Below are 16,681 nucleotides of genomic sequence, written 5' to 3' on the forward strand. Positions count from 1 at the left end.
GCTAGTCTATGTGTGGTTGAAAAGGCCGTAGCCCTTGGCTACGGTCTTTTTTATTGCCCCACGGGTGCCAACAATATGCTCCTTGCTACTTGGGCAACCGGGGCGGCAGTGGGGCCACGGCCGTCCCGCGCCGGGTCACGCCGTATTGGTTGAGCTCGGCCTCAATCCGCTGATTCCAGCTTTCCTGGGCCGCTTCGTTGAGGCCGTGCTGGGTTTCGGCGTCGTACTGCTCCTGCACGCGGTTCATTTCCTGGAAGGCCATCAGGTACTCGTACTGCAGAATACTGTCGTAGTCCTTGAGCGTCATGCGGGTGGGGGTGAGGCGGCGCTTAAACCGCTCGGCCACCAGCTTCACTAGGTCGAAATGGCGCTGCTCGTGGTTGAGGTCGTAGGCCCCGCGCGCCGCCGCCGACACCCAGGACGAGCTGCGCACCACGAACACCTTCAGGCGCATATCCAGCTGCAAAACCCCATTCACCACCCGGGGCTGACCGGCGTAGGCAAAGCTCGGAAACACGGCCGCCGCGTGCGGGCCCGGCCGCGGAGCCGCCGTAAAATCGGCCCAGGTCAGGGGCCGGGCGGGGTCGTAGAACACGGTGTCGGGCTCGGTTTGGTCGTGGTAGTCCCTGAAGCGCAGGCGCAGGTCGGTGGCCAGCTTCAGGCTGGTCGGGGCCTGGCTTACCACCCAGGCGTGCAGGTAGCGGAGCCCTTCGGTGAGGCCCTGGCGCAGGGCGGGTTCCGCCACCGCCGTTTGCCACAACGCCCGACGGTAGCGGGCCGCACCCCGGTACTCGGTCAGGGCCACGGTTTCGCCCTCGCGCTGCCAATCCAGCACCAAGTGCAACGCCAGGGTACCATCGGCGTACTTGGGCTGCCCGGGCGTCAGGGTTTCGGTGAGCCGGCACTCCTTGATGCGCAGCGTGAGGGGCCGCCGCCCGGTACCGCGGGGCAGACTTTGGCCCACAAACTGCCGCAGCGCGGCCAGCGTCCCGCCCTGCAAGTCGAGCTGCCGCAGCGCGGGCGGCTGGTTGGGCTGGGCCGGGGGGAGCAGCAGACTGGCTACGGCCGGGCGGCCGGCGCGCTCATCGACCACCCGGGCAATGTAGTAGTCCGCGCTGGCCAATTTGGTGTCGGGAGCTTTGAGGACCAGGCTGGTAAGTGTCGGCTGGGTTTGGGCAACTGCCGAAATCATGGCCCAGTAGGTCAGTAGCGCCGCAAAAAATAACCCAACACGCAAGAAACGGGGCCGGGCAGGCCGGATAAAGGGCATAGCAATAACGAAGCAGGCGGGAAGAAACGGTGAATAAGGGCCGGCCCCGAAGTAGCATTTCGCCGCCGGCATACAGTAGACACCAGCCAGCCGCAAATAGTGCGGCCCCGAGCCTTACCGGCCTATTTCCGGCCCAATCCCCGCAGAATTGGGAAGCGGGCCTGCACCAGCATGTAGGCTCCGAAGGCTACCAGCCCCAGGGCCACCACGCCCAGCACCGCCGGGCCCATGGCCTGCAGGGCGTCGAAGGTGCCGGCCGTATCCCGGATTTCGTTGGCGTTGGCGTGCAAGGCGGCCTTTACCCCGAAGTAGCCCATAATGACGAGCACCACGCCCCGGGCGCTGTAGCCCACCTGACCCGTGCGGTACACCAACCGGCACTGGGCGTCGGTCAGCTCCCGGCCGTTTACGTCGGTGTCGAATTTACCCGAGAGGGCCCGGTAAATCTGCACTACGCCGGCAACGAGCACCGTGAGGCCCGCCAGGCCCAGCAGCCACTGCCCGTAGTTGTGGCGCAAGGCCTCCCGCAGCACCGATTTAGTGGTGCCCGTTTCCGCAACCCGGTGCCCGTACCAGGCCATTTTGCCCGCGTAATACGCCAGCAGGGAGTACAGCAGCCCGCTGAAGATGTAAAAGCCCCGCACGGCCAGTCCGGCCGTGCCGTGGCCCTTGCCTTCCGTATCGAGCAGCGCCTGGGTGAAGCGCCACACTACGTAGCCCACCAGCCCCACCGCCACCAGCCAGAGCAGCACCTGGCCCAGGGGCAAATGCTGAATGGTCTGGAATACCTGCTGCTGGTCGGCCGTATCGGCCCCGCGCACCCCAATGGCGGCCATCGTGGTCAGGGCCCCCAGTACCAGGTACACGAAGCCGATGGACAAGAAGCCCAGCCGGGCCAGGGCCCGAATACCGGTGGAAGGGGCAGGCAGAAGTTCGGGGAGGACGGAAGCCGCGGAGGACATAACACAATACACTAAGTCCTTGCAGTACGCAAACCCGGCCGTTGCTGGTTACGCCGAGCTTGGGTCCGCCGAAAGAAAGCGGCCGGCCCAGCAACTAACGCGTTGTACCGCGCCCCGGCCCTTTTTTACGTAGGCTGCTCTACCATCTTTCCCTTTTCGTATGAACGCCATTTATTTCGACCACTACGGCCCGGCCGACGTGCTCCGCTACGGCGAGCAGCCCACGCCCACGCCGCAGGCCGACCAGATTCTGGTGCGCGTGCACGCCAGCAGCATCAACCCCGTCGACTGGAAAGTGCGCTCCGGGAGCCTCAAGCTGGTCACGGGCCTGAGCTTCCCCAAGATTCCGGGCCGCGACGTGGCCGGCACCGTGGCCGCCGTGGGCGACAACGTGACCCGCTTCCAGCCCGGCGACCGGGTCTACGGCATGCCCGACGGGGTAGGGGGCGCCAACGCCGAATACGCCGTACTGCCCGCGCAGGCCGCCGCCTTTATTCCCGAAAAGCTGAGCTTCGAAGAAGCCGCGGCCGTGCCCCTGGGCGCCCTGACGGCCCTGCAGGCCCTGCGCGACAAAGGCCAGCTGCTCTCCGGTGACCGGGTCCTGATCAACGGAGCGGCGGGCGGGGTGGGCACCTTTGCCGTGCAGCTGGCCAAAGCCCTGGGCGCGGGCGAGGTTACCGGCGTGTGTGGGCCCCACAACGCCGAGCTGGTCCGCAGCCTGGGGGCCGACCGGGTCCTGAACCACCACGAGCAGGATTTCACCCAGGACGTGAGCCGCTACGACATCATCTTCGATGCCGTGGCCAAGAGCAGCTACCTGGCCAGCAAGCCCGCCCTGCGCCGCAACGGCCGCTACGTAACCACCGCCCCCGAGCCCAAGGACCTGGCCGCCGGCGCCCTGGTATCGGTATTTTCCACTAAGAAGATGAGCATGCTCCTGGCCGCCAACCGAGGAACTGATATGGCCCTGATTTCGGCCTGGCTGCACAGCGGCACCCTGCGCCCCGTCATCGACAAAACCTTCCCGCTCGCCGAAACCGCCGAAGCCCACCGCTACAGCGAAGCCGGCCGCGCCGCGGGCAAAATCGTGCTGACGGTGGATGGTGAGGTGGTGAAATAGTGAAATGGTGAGTTGTCGTGCGGCCGGCGCGAGGGGCGCAGCATTTCCTTCTTGTCCTTGCGAGGCGGCCCGACATTCCGCGCATCAAGCGGCGTCAATCCGTCCTCTGCGCAGTACGAAAGCCCTTTTACCAGAAAGCCCTGTACTGCTACGGTCGTAGAGGTTTTTCGCTTTCGTACACTAAGCGCGTTTCCGAAGACGGCTGGCGGCGGCTCGGCGGGCGGCGCAGAATGTTTGTCCTGATACTGGCAGGGTACTGCACTCGCTGGAGGATGTTTCGAAGGTACACAATTGCAACATTGTTGCAATTGTGTACCTTCGTTTGTTTTCACCCGAGCCCGGCGGCCTTATCCGGCCTCTTTGCGGCCCGCCGCGCTCCTCCACACATTCACTATCGATGGCACAACACCAGCATACTGAGGTTTTAATTATTGGCGGCAGCTACGCGGGCCTGGCCGCGGCTATGGCCCTGGGCCGGGCCCGGCGCCGGGTAATCGTGCTGGACAGCGGGCGGCCCTGCAACCGCCAGACTCCGCATGCCCACAACTTTCTTACCCACGACGGGGAAGCACCCGAGGCCATTCGGGCGCAGGCCCGGGCCCAGGTCCTGGCCTACCCGACCGTAGAGCTGCTGGCGGGCGAGGCCGTGGCGGCCCAGCGGCAGGGCGCTGGCTTTGTGGTACGCACTGCAGATGGGGCCACTATCGAGGCGGCCAAGCTGGTATTTGCCACCGGCGTGAAAGATGTGCTGCCCCCTACGCCGGGCTTTGCCGAGGCCTGGGGTATTTCGGTGCTGCATTGCCCGTACTGCCACGGCTACGAGGTGGCCGACCAGCCCCTGGGCGTGCTCGGCAACGGGGAGCTGGGGTTCGACTTTGCCCGCCTCATTCACCACTGGAGCCCGCAGCTGACGCTGTTCACCAACGGCCCCGCTACCCTGACCGAGGAGCAAACCCAGCACCTGCACCACCGCGGAATTACTATTATAGAGGCCGAAATTCAGCGTCTGGACCACGCAGCGGGCTACCTGCGCCAGGTGATGCTGGCCGGCGCGCCCCCGGTGCCGCTCACAGCCTTGTTTGCCCGCGTACCCTTCGAGCTGCACTGCCTGCTGCCGGTAAGCCTGGGCTGCGACCTCACGGCCCAGGGCCTGCTGCAGGTCGATGAGATGCAGCGCACCAGCGTGCCGGGCATCTTCGCCGCCGGCGACGCCACCACGCCCATGCGCTCGGTGGCCGTAGCCGTGGCGGCCGGCACCAAAGTCGGCGCCTTCGTGAACCACGAGCTGATTCACGAGCAGTTCTAGGTGGAGCGCAGGCTGCTGTTTATCCTGTCATCCTGAGCCCAGCGAAGGACCTTCCTCGCCTGAGTGACCAGGGTAAATAAATGCACAAAGCCCTTTGCCACGCCGCTGGTAAAGGGCTTTTCTGGTGGCGCCCGAAGTTCCCTTGGCGAGGCGTCCGCACTGTCGGGCCGATTGTCGGGCAACGCCTTGCGAGGTGGAATTTCGCGCTGCCCGATCTATTGGACCCGGCTCTTACCGTGCCTTGCTACAAGCTGAACCAGCCCAACCCTTTGGGCTGTCCTTTCTCGGGCCTGCTCAGGAGCATTCGATAAGACTGCTTCTCGTGCTTTGGGGTCGTACTACGGCCGCTTACCGAAGCGCTGGCGGGGTTCTGCCGCAGCCACCAAGGGTTGCTAGGTACTCCCTCTTAATGGGTGGTGAGCTGGGTTCCATTCCGCCGTAAATATGGTACCTTCATAAGGTCGCCGGTGTCGGCGGGGCAAGAAGACGGCGACCGGTGGGCCGGCTCCGCAACGGGTTCCTCCTGCTCGCTTACTTCCCTTGCGCTATGAACTACGTCGTTCCCCGCCTGGTCGTACTCGCGCTGGCCGTGCTCACCCAGTTCACGTCCCCGGCCCAATCCCTTAAAGTAACCTTGCTCGGTACCGGGGCCCCCATTCCCCGTCTCGACCGGTTTGGGCCCAGTATTCTGGTGGAAGCAGGGCCGGCCAAGCTGCTGTTTGATTGCGGGCGGGGCGCTACCCAGCGCTTGTGGCAGCTCAAGATTCCCCTGGGGACGATCCAAACGGTGTTTTTTACCCACTTGCATTCCGACCACGTGGTTGGTTTTCCCGACCTCTGGCTAACGGGATGGTTGCCCACGCCCTTCGGTGGCCGCAGCGTCCCGCTGCGGGTTATCGGCCCCGCCGGTACGGTTGCCATGACAGACGCCCTCCGGCAGGCGTATGCGTGGGACACCAGCGTGCGACCCACTGAAAACCTGCCCGCACCGGGCATTTCCCTGGCGGCCAAGGACATCAAAGAAGGCGTCGTTTATGACCAAGACGGGGTCAAAGTCACCGCCTTTGACGTGGCGCACGGCCCGCACCTTACCCCCGCGTTGGGCTACCGGATAGAGTACGCCGGCCGCTCGGTACTCCTCTCCGGGGATACGGGCTTTAGTGAAAACCTGATTCGGTTTGGCAAGGGCGTCGATGTGGTGGTGCACGAGGTGGCCGCGGCTACCGAAGAGCTACTGCAACAATCCAAAACGGCGGGCCAAATCCTGAGCTACCACACCCAACCCGAGGAAGCAGGAAAAGTCTTTAGCCGCCTCACGCCCCGGCTGGCGGTCTATTCCCACGTTGTGTTGCTCTCGACCGTCCCGAACCTGCCGCCCCCGGGGGCCGACGTGCTCATCCCCCGAACGCGCAAGACGTACACCGGCCCCCTGGAGCTTGGCGAAGATTTGATGACGATTGAGATTGGAACGAGCATTACCGTAAAACGCTTCGTGCCGCCCGGTAAAGGATAACCCACGCGTGCCGCAAAACGGTGGTTGCCGTTACCGTAAGGGGCATGCGCCATTCACCGTGCCATCCTTTTCCGTCTGCTGAAAGTCCGCCAACAATACCGCAACGCGTGCTGGCTTCTGGCCGGAACGCTTTAAGAATTCGGCTAAGAGCCAGCTCATAGGGCCCAGTGCCAGCCGGGTAAAAGGCGGAACTACCTGCGCAGAGGCCGGATTGCTTCGGCTGCGCCATTCGCGCCAGCCGAACGTCAACTCACTCACTCACTCACTCACTCACTCACCGCTAGCCCGCCTCCGGCTTGGAAAAGGCGATGAGCACGGCCCCGCCGGCCATCAGGGCGGCGCCGAGCACGAGCTGCCAGGTTACTTTTTCCTTGAGGAAAACCACGGCCAGGATGATGGCAAACACCAACGACACCTTGTCGAAGGACGAGGTTTGGGAGGCCTGGCCCAGCTTTAGGGCCTGGAAGGAGAAGAGCGAGGAGAGGCAGGTAATGATGCCGGCCGCCACCAAAAAGCCCCAGGTGCGGGTTTCAATCTGGGCCACGGTGGGCAGCAGGCCCTTGTAGGCCACCACGCCCCAGGCCACGACGATGATGAGCACCGACTGCACGGCGAAGGCCACGCTGGGCTCCACGTTTTTAACGCCGATTTTGGACAAGGTGACGACTACGGCCGCGCACAGGGCCGCCAGCAACGAAAAGACAATCCACATACTGACTACGGGGTAAGGAATAACGACGGGAGTAATTGAGAATACGAGACTTAGCCCGCAAACGGATAGTAGTTATTGATGCCGATTCTCCTATATTCCGGTTCAGCTCCGAGGCCCGGGGCTGGCGTTATCTATCTACCTTTTTCCTATTCCGCCCCATGGCAAAGTATGCATCCCGGTTCGACAATTTCTTTCTTAACCTGCGCCTGAACCGCGCCCAGTTCGGCGACATGGCCGGCTTCACTCTCCAGGCCCTGCGCCAAAGCCCCGACGCGGCCCGCTACGACGAGCTGAGCAAAGAGCTGGAGCTGGCCCTAACCGCCTACGCCGCCGCCCACACCGGCCAGCTCTCCGGCGAAGACCAGGGCGCCACCGTCACCGTGGGCCAGGCCCTGGGCGACTTCACCGCCTTCGTCAAGCGCGTGGAGCGCAAGCACGTCATTCCCAACTACGAGGAAAACTCGGCCGACGTGAAGTCTATCTTCCCCAAGGGCCGCTCCGGCCTCACCGGCAGCTCCCAGGCCCTGGTGCTCGATGCCTTCGGGGCCTTTCTGCTCACGCTTGCCGCCCGTCCCAATGCCTTTCCGGCCGCCGTGCGCGCCGAAGGTCAGCAGGTCTACAAGGCCCTGAAAGCCGCCCTGGAGCTTGCCGACGGCACCCAGGCCGGCGCCGCCACCCACCGCACCGACCTCCACGACGGCCGCGAAGCCACCTGCCGCCAGCTCTTCCGCGCCTATGCCACCCTGCTGTTGGCCCACTTCGAAAGCCCCCAGCGCGTAGCCGGGTACTTTGATTTGAGTAAGGCGTTTGTGGGCGGCTCCAAAGGCAAAAAAGCCGAGCTGCCAGCTACTGCATAAATCCGTAGCGCGCTAGCACACTACCACAAGGGCCGTTGAGGATTTCCTCAATGGCCTTTTTGTTATCAATGAGCCCGTATAGGATTTCCTGAGCAGGCTCCAAAGTGGCCCGGCGGTGGCTTAGGGAATCCTATGCGGGCAATCCGGTAGCCGAATGGCGGTATAGGATTCCCTATAGGGGTAAAATGGCTTACCGGAGGGCCCTTAGGGAATCCTATGCTTACCAAACGACGCCCAGGTGCCACCTCAGGGTTTCCTAAGGCTGCTACAGGGCGCGCGTGCGCAACATTTCGTCGGGGCACAGAAACTCCAGGCGCACGCCGTTGCGGGCCAGGGCCAGGTGGTCCTTGTGCCAGTCGGTATCAGTGGCATTCACGATGACGGGCCGCTCGGGGTGGGAGAGGGCCAGGGCCACGAACTTATGGTCGGAGGGGTCGAAGGCGGCCAGGTCGGGGTCGGTGGGGAAGGCCGTGAAGGAGTCGTCGGCATTGGTTTCCAGCCTTACTTCGGCATCCACAAAGGCCGGATTGGCCTTGTTCTGCCACAGCCACTTTAGAAAAGCGTTGCCGGGCGTATTAGGCCCAATGGGGCTAAGCTTGTTGCCGTATTCTTTCAGGATCAGAAACCCGGCGTCCAGCACGAGGCCGCCGTGTTGCCGCACTTCGTCCAGGCGCGTCTTGGCGGCCCGGATACACCCAATGCCCGCGTCCGATTTGCCGTCGGCGGTCAGCAGCACATTGGTATCTAAGATGCACTTCGGTTCAGGGGAGGGCATAGCCTATTTCTCCCCCGCGGCTTCGCGGCGCTTTAGTTCGGCATCCATCATGGCGGAAGCATCGGCAAATGAATCCCCAAAGAAATTGTTGGGCCAGTTGCGGATGTTGCCGTACTCATCCAAATCGAGCGGGGTAAGGGTAGAAGCCGCCCCCACGAAATCGGTGAAATACAGCTTTACCTGGTCCGTGGGCAAGGCCTCTTCCGCCAGCCGCCGCTGCAGCCGCTGCAATAAATGCTCACTGTGACTCTCCAGAATAATCTGCACGTTGCGCCGCTTAATGGCGTCAATAAATACATCAGCCAAACCCGCCTGCACGGCCGGGTGCAAATGTATTTCGGGCTGTTCTAGAATAATAGTAGAGCCTTCGGGTACGTAGAACAGCAGCACCAGTACCGGAAGTAGCTGCGAGACGCCGAAACCTACATCTGTTAGAAAAACTTCAGCTGATTCAGCGGTGCGTTTGATGCGTACTTCGTATTCTTTGCGGTTGGGGGCAATGGGGCGGACTTCGAAGGAATGAATGAGTCCGAGTTCTTTTAACCAGTAGGCTACGTGTTGTTCTAGGGAACGGCGTGGATTGCCTTCTCCCATATATATTGTTGGCTCCGACTTATTAGAAGCTAGAATTGCAGCTACAGACCCAGCACCTCTATTACCTATATTTCCTGGCCTTTCACCTCCCCATAAGTACAACCTGCTTGGGTATTCGCGTAAAGGGCCTAAGTAATATGTTTCTGTAAACAGGTTCTCAAAATCGAATATCAAGTCTTGGCTACTATCGCTATTCATTATGCCTATCCCAAAAGAATATGGTGGTATGTAGAATTTGAGTGGTGCCGATTTGGTTTTCACTCTTTGTTTCTTGCTGCTATCTGACAGACGGCCTTCTAGTATGTACTCGTTCGTTTCTAGAGATTTTGTCATTCCTATATTCCTTTCGTCCTGCTCATATTTGAAATAGTGTACCACTATTAAATCTTTTTGCTGTGATATTTCAGCCTCAAAACGTATTTCTGGTAAATCAATAAGAAATCCATCCTCATCAGGAGGTACTATCCACTCAGTCTGATTCCACTTTATCTGAAACAATAGTTTGTTATCCTCTGAGTGATTATAAATCACGTCGTGCATTGTACCCAACTCTACATAAGAACGTTCATCCCCCAAATTCAAAATCTGTGCTCTATCCGAAGATTCCACCGTCTGCTTCAGCATCAAGAGAAATTGCAGGATACTAGTCTTGCCCGAAGAGTTGGTGCCGAAGAAACCGGTAATACTGCCGAACTGAATATCGCCGGTATCCTGCCAGGACTTGAAGTTTTGGATGCGCAGGGAGTTAAGCATAGCTGTAGGAATGAGGGGTAGCGAAGGTACGGGAACTGGCCGAACGATGTAGAGACGCGTATTCGCGTCTCGTCGTTGAACGATATGGTGCCGCGCAAACCCCACAACGTCCGCAACGATTGAGACGCAAGTATGCGTCTCTACCCGCATTCTTGCCCAAGCGCGGCTATAACCTTCGGGCCGTGGGCGGGGTACTTTCTGAGTACTTCACTATCCAGAACCCGACGCTATGAATCAGCCCATTTCCCGGAAGCAGCACGGCTTCACCGACTTCAGCTACATTCCCCTGGCCCTGGCTATGCCCAAGCTGGCCGGGTTTGCGCACGAGAAAAAGGCCGCCCTGCTCACCCAGGTGTTGGCCGGCAACGTGGCCCTGTCCAGCCTGTTTACGCGGGCCGAGTGGGGCGGCCTCAAGAAGCTGCCCTTCAAAGCCCACCTGGCCCTGGACGTGGCCAACGGCCTGCTGGCGGCCGGGGCGCCCTGGCTCTTTGGCTTTGCCCGCCACAAGGCCGCCCGCAACGCCTTTTTGGTTTTGGGCGCCTTCGGGCTGCTGGCCGGTGCCCTCACCCGCCCCGAGGAAATGCCCGCGGGCCGGTCGTAAAGCGCCCCTACAGCCTGGGTGCTAAACGCAAAAGAGCCTCGTACGGGTAGTACGAGGCTCTTTTGTGAACTGGGGCCGGCTACTTGCGGGTCTTGGCCAAGGCTTGGTGCCCGGCCCGGGGAGCGTGATGCCGGGCGGCGTGGGGGTGGTGGGGCCCCACGGCATCCACCTCCACGCCGGGCAGCAGAATGGAGTGGGCGGCCGGGGTAGCAGGAGTGACGGGGTGGCCGCCGTCGGCCCACGCGGGGGCGCTGCACAGGGCCAGAGCGACAACCGGGAACAGGTACTTTTTCATACTGAAAAAAGAAAGGGTTGAACGATGCCCGAAGGTGGGGCGGCCGGGGTGAGGGAAGCGTGAATTATAGGCGTAGAGCTATGTTGTAAAGCAACTTTTTGCCGGCCGCGTGTAGAGACGCGTATTCGCGTCTCGTCGGTGAACGACACGTCCTCACGCCGCCTGAGTAAACAACGATTGAGACGCAAGGTTGCGTCTCTACACGCGGCCACGAAAAAGGCCGTAACCCGGGGGCTACGGCCTATTCAACGCCTCAATCACGCCTTACTGGGCGGCCTGAATTTCGGCTACGGCTTTCTCGGCCAGGGCCTGGTTGGGGGTGGCGGCTTGCTGCTGGGCGGCGGCTTGCAGCATCCCGATGATGGGCTGGTCGGCGCCGAAGCGCTTGTACTGGATGGCCAGGCCCTTGAGCCGGTCCACGTCCTCGGCAAAGGCTTTGGCGTCCTGGAGGCGGGGCAGCATGGCACCCATGCTTTCGAAGTAGCCCACCTTGTCCTGCCCTCCGGCCGCGTCGAACTTATCCCGCACGTAGGCCCACTGCGACAGGCCGCCGGCTTTGGCATACACCCCCACCACGGCCTGACTGATATTGACCTGGTCGGAGCCTTCCAGGGCCTGGGCCTGGCGCAGGGCCAGGGTGGGGTTTACCTCGGCCAGGGCCTGCAGGGCAGCCGCCTGCACGGCATACGAGGGGCTGGTGGCCAGCTGCCGGGCAAAGAGCTTCTCGTCCTTTTTATCCTGGAGCTTGGCCAGGGCCGTGAGCAGGGAAGCCAGGGCGTGGGGCTCCTTTTCCTGGGCCGCCTGCTTGCGCAGAATCGGCGCCGCCACTTTGGCAACGTTCTTATCCTGGAGCTTGAGCCGCTCGGCCACTACCATGCGCAGGTTGTTGAACGGGTCCTGCAAACCGCTGAGCAGCAGTTTGAGCGCGGCCGGGTCGGTGAGCTGCAGGGCGTCGGCGGCCAGCAGGGCCTCGCGGCGCGCCACGTAGAGCGGGGCGTGGGCGTACTGGTAGGCGAAGTCGGCCAGGGGCATGTTGTTGGTGTGCTGCCAGACCAGGGTTTTCTCGGCGTCCACGTCCACCAGGGCGGGCTTGGCCGCCAGGGGCATCGTGAAGGTCTGGGTGGCCTGGGTCATGACCACGCGCTGGCGCTGGGCTTTGCCGTTCACGTAGTAATCAATGGCGAAGGGCAGCCGGAACACCTGGCCGGGCTGGGTTTGCTTCACCGTCACGCTCTGCACTTTCTTAGCCGCGTCCCAGCCGTAGTCGATGGTCACGACGGGGTGGGCCGTGCCGAAGTACCACTGGTTGTAGAACCAGTTCAGATCCTGGCCCGATACGGCTTCCATAGCCAGGCGCATTTGGTGCGCTTCACCGTTGCCGAGGGCGTTGTCCTTGAGGTATTTTTGCAGGCCGGCAAAGAACACGTCGTCGCCGAGGTAGGTGCGCAGCATGTCCAGAATGGCCCCGCCTTTCTGGTAGGTCACCACGTCAAACATGTCCTCCTTGTCGTCATACGTAAAGCGCACCAGCTGCTTGGCCGCGTCGGGGGCGCTGCGCAGGTAGAGGCGCAGGTTGCGGTGGCGGTGGGAGTCGGCGGCATCGGCCCCGTACTTGTGCTCGGCGTAGAGGCCCTCGGAGAAGTCGGCCAACGACTCGTTCACCGTCAGGTTGCTCCAGCTCTCGGCCGTCACGTAGTCGCCAAACCACTGGTGAAACAGCTCGTGGGCAATGACGGACTCGTTCTGGTAGTCGCGGTCCAGCAGCTGCTTGTCGGTCATCTGCACGAAGTCGCCGTGCAGGGTGGCCGTGGTGTTTTCCATGGCCCCGCTCACGTAGTCGCGCACCACAATCTGGGCGTACTTGTTCCAGGGATATTCCACCCCGAGCCGGGTCGAGAAGAACTCCAGCATGTCGGGCGTGTTGCCGAAAATCTGCTTGGCGAAGGGCGCGTACTTGGGCTCCAGGTAGTAGCTCACTTCCTTGCCCCGCCAGGTGTCCTTGGCAACTTTAAAGTCGCCCACGGCCAGCATAAACAGGTAGGGCGAGTGGGGCAGCTCCATCTTCCAGGTATCGGTACGCAAACCCGCCGCTGCTGGGGTCGACGACACCATGCGCCCGTTGCTGAGCGTGACGTACTTGGCGGGCACGGTCATACTGATTTCGGAAGTCGTCTTCTGGTTGGGCCGGTCGATGGTCGGAAACCAGCAGGAGGAGCCCTCCGTCTCGCCCTGGGTCCAGATCTGCACGGGCTTGCCCTTCACGGCGCTGTCGGGGTTGATGAAGTACAGGCCCTTGGCGTCGTTGATGGCCGCGCTGCCCTTCACCTTGAGCTCGTCGGGCTTGGCCGTGTACTCGATGTAGACCGTGTAGGGCGTGCCCGGGGCAATGGCTTTGCCCAGCTGAATCCGCAGGTTGTTCTGGTCGGCGTAGGTGTACTTGAGCGGCTGCAGCTGCTCGCCGTTCACCAGGGCCACGGTCTTGATGTCGAAGCCCTTGGCGTCGAGACGGAGCGAATCGGTGGCGTAAGCGTAGGGCTTGAGCGTCAGCCAGGCCTTGCCGTTGAGGTGGCGCTTGGCGTAGTCGAAGCCCACGGCCAGCTTGGTGTGTACCAACGCGTTGATTTTGGTGTCGGTGGCGCGGTAGCGCGGCGGGGCCGGGGGGGCAGCGGGGGCCGCGGCGGGGGCTTGTTGGGCCAGGGCGGCGGTGCTCAACAGGCAGGCCAGGGCGGTAACAGTGGTTTTCATAGCGCAGAAAGAGGGAAAGAGGATGGAGGAAAAGGAAAGTGGAAGTCGGGCTGCGGCTCCGGCCCGGGGGCCGATACCTGACCCTGGCTGCTATACCGCCGACCTCCCACGTCTGGGAGCGGGGCGGCCCGGCGGGCCTGGGTGGGGGCTACCGGAACGGTTCGGAGCAAACGTATGATATAGTACTTTGTAAAGCAAGGTACTGTTGTAATAAATTTATTCTATGTTCCCGGGAGCTGTGAGCCCTACATAGGGGATGGATAATATTTCGGAACCGTTGCCTTGGGCTAAAAAATCAGTTGGACAGCGGGTCGGGCCGGGGCTGTAGGCTTTGGTGGTACGGCACAGGTAAAACGACCTTTTCCCGCCGTATCTTTGTTGTTTCCCCGCCGGCTTCGCGTCGGCGAAATCAGCGTTAACCTCAGCGAGAATCTGTGATTGTTTGTATTGCCGAAAAGCCCAGCGTAGCCCGGGAAATTGCCCAGGTGCTGGGCGCCAGCCGCAAAATGGATGGCTACTTCGAGGGCAACGGCTACCAGGTCACCTGGACGTTTGGGCACTTCTGCCAGCTGCGCGAGCCCGAAGACTACCGCCCCGAGTGGAAGCGCTGGAGCATCCACGACTTGCCCATGGTGCCCGACAACTTCGGCATCAAGCTCATGCGCCGCGACGACGGGGTAGTGCGCCAATTCAACGTCATCAAAAACCTGCTGGCCGCCGCCGAAGAGGTCATCAACTGCGGCGACGCGGGCCAAGAAGGGGAGGTGATTCAGCGTTGGGTGCTGATGGAAGCCAAGTACCGCAAGCCCTTCAAGCGCCTCTGGATTTCGTCGTTGACCGAGGATGCCATCCGCCAGGGCTTTGCCAACCTGCGCGACGGTTCGGAGTTCGACAACCTCTACCAGGCCGGCAAAAGCCGGGCCGCCGGCGACTGGCTCCTGGGCCTGAACGCCACCCGGCTGTTCACCCTCAAGTACGCCGCCGGGCAGAAGCAGGTACTCAGCATCGGAAGGGTGCAAACGCCCACGCTGGCCCTGCTCGTCGACCGTTACCACGAAATCCAGAACTTCCGGCCCGAGCCCTACTGGGTGCTGCGCACCGAGTACCGGGGTACCATGTTCAGCCACGTGGCTTTGGCTAAAAAGGGCAAGGACGACGACGAGCCCGACGAAAAGGCCCGCCTCAAAGCCCGGGGTTATTTCGTAAGCCAGGAGGAAGCCGACGCCGCCATGGCGGCCGTGAAAGACGCGCCGCTGACCGTGACGGGCGTCGAAATCAAAAAGGCGCTGGAGTCGCCGCCCTCGTTGTTTGACCTGACCTCCTTGCAGGTGCAGTGCAACAACCAGCTGGGCCTCTCGGCCGAGGACACGCTCAAAACCGTGCAGAGCCTCTACGAGAAGAAAGTGGTGAGCTACCCCCGCGTCGACACCACCTTCCTGCCCGACGACCAGTACCCCAAAATTGCCGGTATCCTGCAGGGCCTGGGGGCCTACCACAGCCTGACGCAGCCGCTGCTGGCCACCAAGATCCGGAAGAGTACCAAGGTTTTTAACAACAACAAAGTCACCGACCACCACGCCATTATCCCCACCGGCGCCAGTGCGGGCGGCCTGGGTGGCAATGAGCACAGCGTCTACGACATCATCGTGCGCCGCTTTCTGGCCGCGTTTTACCCCGACTGCGAAGTCTCGAACACGACCGTGACGGCCGAGGCGGCCGCGCATCCGTTCCGCGTCCGGGGCCGGCAGATTCTGAACCCCGGCTGGCGCGTGGTCTACGGCGACCCGACCCAGCAGCAGGCTCCCAGCACGGCCAAGCCCGGCGAGGGCGACGACGACGTGGTGAGCACCGTGCTGCCTTCGTTCGAGAAGGGCGAGAGTGGCCCCCACAAGCCCCGCCTCGACCAGAAGCAGACCCAGCCCCCGCGCGACTACACCGAGGCCATGCTGCTGCGCGGCATGGAAACGGCCGGCCGCAACGTGGACGACGAGGAGCTGCGCCAGGCCATGAAGGAAAACGGCATCGGCCGCCCTTCCACCCGCGCCGCCATCATCGAAACCCTGTTTAAGCGCGGCTACATCCGCCGCGACAAAAAGAAAATTGTGCCCACGCCCACCGGCGTCGAGCTGATTGGCCTGATTCGCAACCCCACGCTGAAGTCGGCCGAGCTGACGGGGCAGTGGGAGCGGAAGCTGCGCCAGATTGAGTCGGGCAACCTCGACTCGGGTTTGTTTCTGGACGAGCTCAAGATGCTGGTGCGCGAGATGGTGCAGGAAGTGAAGCAGGACGGCTCCCGCCGCTCTATTACGGTGGCCGGGGCCGGCATTTCGGCCGCTACCCCGGCGGCTATGCTGCCCATCAAGCCCGCGGCGGCCACGCCGGCTATTCCCGGCAGTCTGGGTTCGTGTCCGGCCTGTAAATCGGGCCATATTCTGAAGGGTAAAACGGCGTTTGGCTGCTCCCGCTTCCGCGAGAACTGCCAGTTCCGGCTGCCCGCGCAGTTCGAGGGCAAGAATCTGACCGACAAACAGGTGTCGGCTTTGCTCACCAAGGGTCGCACGCCCGTCATCAAGGGCTACGTGGACGAGCTGGGCGCCAAATTCGACGCCGCCGTGCGCCTCACGCCCCAGCACGGGCTGGAGCTGGTGCGGGCCGCCGAAAGCAAGCCCACTACCCCCGTGGACCCCGGCGTAATTCCGTGTCCGGTGTGCAAGCTGGGTACCATGCTGCGCGGCAAAGCGGCCTGGGGCTGCTCCCGCTTCCGCGAAGACTGCCAGTTTCGGGCCCCGTTCGAGTGGGGCGGCAAAACCCTGACCGAAACCCAGATGAACCAGCTGCTGCGCAAGGGCAAAACCGGCGTCATCCGCGGCTTTGTGTCGACTAAAACCGGGAATCGGTACGAAGCGGCCTTGCAGGTGAACGGAGAGGGGCGGATTGAGCCCGTGTTTGATAAGGGGTAACGGGCGGCAGTAAAGAGTAAGCAGGTAGGGAAAGCTGAGGCAGAAACCAGATTAGCCTTGCGGATTATTCCTTACTTTTCCCTATGCTATATTCTTTACTTGCTCGCTATTCCTTTCTTATTCGTTTTGTTGCGGGGGTATTGTTCTTGCTGTTGGGGCTGGCCACGCCCGGAGTGGCGCAGCGGGAATACTATAACTGGTACTTTGGGGATGGGGCC

General features: G+C 62.1%; 13 protein-coding genes. 6 read left to right on the forward strand and 7 right to left on the reverse strand.

The window, feature by feature from the left end:
* Positions 1–85: 85 nt before the first annotated feature.
* On the reverse strand, positions 86–1,192 hold the full coding sequence (locus CLV45_RS06100) for a hypothetical protein (protein ID WP_100335487.1): 1,107 nt from the start codon (positions 1,190–1,192) through the stop codon (positions 86–88).
* A gap of 200 nt (positions 1,193–1,392) precedes the next feature.
* Positions 1,393–2,232: a DUF1206 domain-containing protein gene (locus CLV45_RS06105; protein ID WP_100335488.1), complete on the reverse strand. Its 840-nt coding sequence runs from the start codon at positions 2,230–2,232 to the stop codon at positions 1,393–1,395.
* A gap of 160 nt (positions 2,233–2,392) precedes the next feature.
* Between CLV45_RS06105 and CLV45_RS06110 the strand changes: the two genes are divergently transcribed.
* From CLV45_RS06110 to CLV45_RS06120, 3 genes are all read left to right on the forward strand, one after another.
* Entirely contained in the window at positions 2,393–3,352 is a 960-nt protein-coding gene (locus CLV45_RS06110; RefSeq protein ID WP_100335489.1) for an NAD(P)-dependent alcohol dehydrogenase, read from the forward strand.
* Between the two features lie 397 nt (positions 3,353–3,749).
* Entirely contained in the window at positions 3,750–4,658 is a 909-nt protein-coding gene (locus CLV45_RS06115) for an NAD(P)/FAD-dependent oxidoreductase (RefSeq protein ID WP_100335490.1), read from the forward strand.
* A 547-nt stretch (positions 4,659–5,205) separates the two neighbouring features.
* Positions 5,206–6,171, forward strand: a complete 966-nt coding sequence (locus CLV45_RS06120; RefSeq protein WP_100335491.1) for an MBL fold metallo-hydrolase — start codon at positions 5,206–5,208, stop codon at positions 6,169–6,171.
* 280 nt (positions 6,172–6,451) lie between these two features.
* On the opposite strand, the gene CLV45_RS06125 is transcribed toward CLV45_RS06120, so the two are convergent.
* A complete protein-coding gene (locus CLV45_RS06125; RefSeq protein WP_100335492.1) occupies positions 6,452–6,883 on the reverse strand; it encodes an EamA family transporter in 432 nt (143 codons plus the stop codon).
* Positions 6,884–7,041: 158 nt separating this feature from the next.
* Between CLV45_RS06125 and CLV45_RS06130 the strand changes: the two genes are divergently transcribed.
* Positions 7,042–7,740: a hypothetical protein gene (locus CLV45_RS06130; protein ID WP_100335493.1), complete on the forward strand. Its 699-nt coding sequence runs from the start codon at positions 7,042–7,044 to the stop codon at positions 7,738–7,740.
* A gap of 265 nt (positions 7,741–8,005) precedes the next feature.
* Here CLV45_RS06130 and CLV45_RS06135 read toward each other — a convergent pair whose 3' ends face one another.
* Both CLV45_RS06135 and CLV45_RS06140 read right to left on the reverse strand, forming a co-directional pair.
* A complete protein-coding gene (locus CLV45_RS06135; RefSeq protein ID WP_157807318.1) occupies positions 8,006–8,515 on the reverse strand; it encodes a hypothetical protein in 510 nt (169 codons plus the stop codon).
* Positions 8,516–8,518: 3 nt separating this feature from the next.
* Entirely contained in the window at positions 8,519–9,862 is a 1,344-nt protein-coding gene (locus CLV45_RS06140; RefSeq protein ID WP_100335495.1) for a DUF3696 domain-containing protein, read from the reverse strand.
* A 229-nt stretch (positions 9,863–10,091) separates the two neighbouring features.
* On the opposite strand from CLV45_RS06140, the gene CLV45_RS06145 reads away from it, so the two are divergent.
* Positions 10,092–10,463, forward strand: coding sequence for a hypothetical protein (locus tag CLV45_RS06145; protein ID WP_100335496.1), 372 nt, complete (start codon positions 10,092–10,094; stop codon positions 10,461–10,463).
* A 79-nt stretch (positions 10,464–10,542) separates the two neighbouring features.
* On the opposite strand, the gene CLV45_RS06150 is transcribed toward CLV45_RS06145, so the two are convergent.
* Together CLV45_RS06150 and CLV45_RS06155 are read right to left on the reverse strand one after the other, a co-directional pair.
* Entirely contained in the window at positions 10,543–10,758 is a 216-nt protein-coding gene (locus CLV45_RS06150; protein WP_100335497.1) for a hypothetical protein, read from the reverse strand.
* Positions 10,759–11,022: 264 nt separating this feature from the next.
* Complete coding sequence (locus CLV45_RS06155; RefSeq protein ID WP_100335498.1) at positions 11,023–13,503, reverse strand: M1 family metallopeptidase; 2,481 nt, start codon at positions 13,501–13,503, stop codon at positions 11,023–11,025.
* A gap of 434 nt (positions 13,504–13,937) precedes the next feature.
* Here CLV45_RS06155 and CLV45_RS06160 point away from each other — a divergent pair, with 434 nt between their 5' ends.
* Positions 13,938–16,463: a type IA DNA topoisomerase gene (locus tag CLV45_RS06160; RefSeq protein ID WP_100335499.1), complete on the forward strand. Its 2,526-nt coding sequence runs from the start codon at positions 13,938–13,940 to the stop codon at positions 16,461–16,463.
* The last annotated feature ends 218 nt before the right edge of the window (positions 16,464–16,681 follow it).

Source organism: Hymenobacter chitinivorans DSM 11115 (assembly GCF_002797555.1).
GTDB lineage: Bacteria > Bacteroidota > Bacteroidia > Cytophagales > Hymenobacteraceae > Hymenobacter > Hymenobacter chitinivorans.

Excerpts from the sequence above, each read along its gene's own strand:
- CLV45_RS06100 (WP_100335487.1), bottom strand. The coding sequence starts at position 1,192 with ATGATTTCGGCAGTTGCCCAAACCCAGCCGACACTTACCAGCCTGGTC.
- CLV45_RS06105 (WP_100335488.1), bottom strand. The coding sequence starts at position 2,232 with ATGTCCTCCGCGGCTTCCGTCCTCCCCGAACTTCTGCCTGCCCCTTCC.
- CLV45_RS06110 (WP_100335489.1), top strand. The coding sequence starts at position 2,393 with ATGAACGCCATTTATTTCGACCACTACGGCCCGGCCGACGTGCTCCGC.
- CLV45_RS06115 (WP_100335490.1), top strand. The coding sequence starts at position 3,750 with ATGGCACAACACCAGCATACTGAGGTTTTAATTATTGGCGGCAGCTAC.
- CLV45_RS06120 (WP_100335491.1), top strand. The coding sequence starts at position 5,206 with ATGAACTACGTCGTTCCCCGCCTGGTCGTACTCGCGCTGGCCGTGCTC.
- CLV45_RS06125 (WP_100335492.1), bottom strand. The coding sequence starts at position 6,883 with ATGTGGATTGTCTTTTCGTTGCTGGCGGCCCTGTGCGCGGCCGTAGTC.
- CLV45_RS06130 (WP_100335493.1), top strand. The coding sequence starts at position 7,042 with ATGGCAAAGTATGCATCCCGGTTCGACAATTTCTTTCTTAACCTGCGC.
- CLV45_RS06135 (WP_157807318.1), bottom strand. The coding sequence starts at position 8,515 with ATGCCCTCCCCTGAACCGAAGTGCATCTTAGATACCAATGTGCTGCTG.
- CLV45_RS06140 (WP_100335495.1), bottom strand. The coding sequence starts at position 9,862 with ATGCTTAACTCCCTGCGCATCCAAAACTTCAAGTCCTGGCAGGATACC.
- CLV45_RS06145 (WP_100335496.1), top strand. The coding sequence starts at position 10,092 with ATGAATCAGCCCATTTCCCGGAAGCAGCACGGCTTCACCGACTTCAGC.
- CLV45_RS06150 (WP_100335497.1), bottom strand. The coding sequence starts at position 10,758 with ATGAAAAAGTACCTGTTCCCGGTTGTCGCTCTGGCCCTGTGCAGCGCC.
- CLV45_RS06155 (WP_100335498.1), bottom strand. The coding sequence starts at position 13,503 with ATGAAAACCACTGTTACCGCCCTGGCCTGCCTGTTGAGCACCGCCGCC.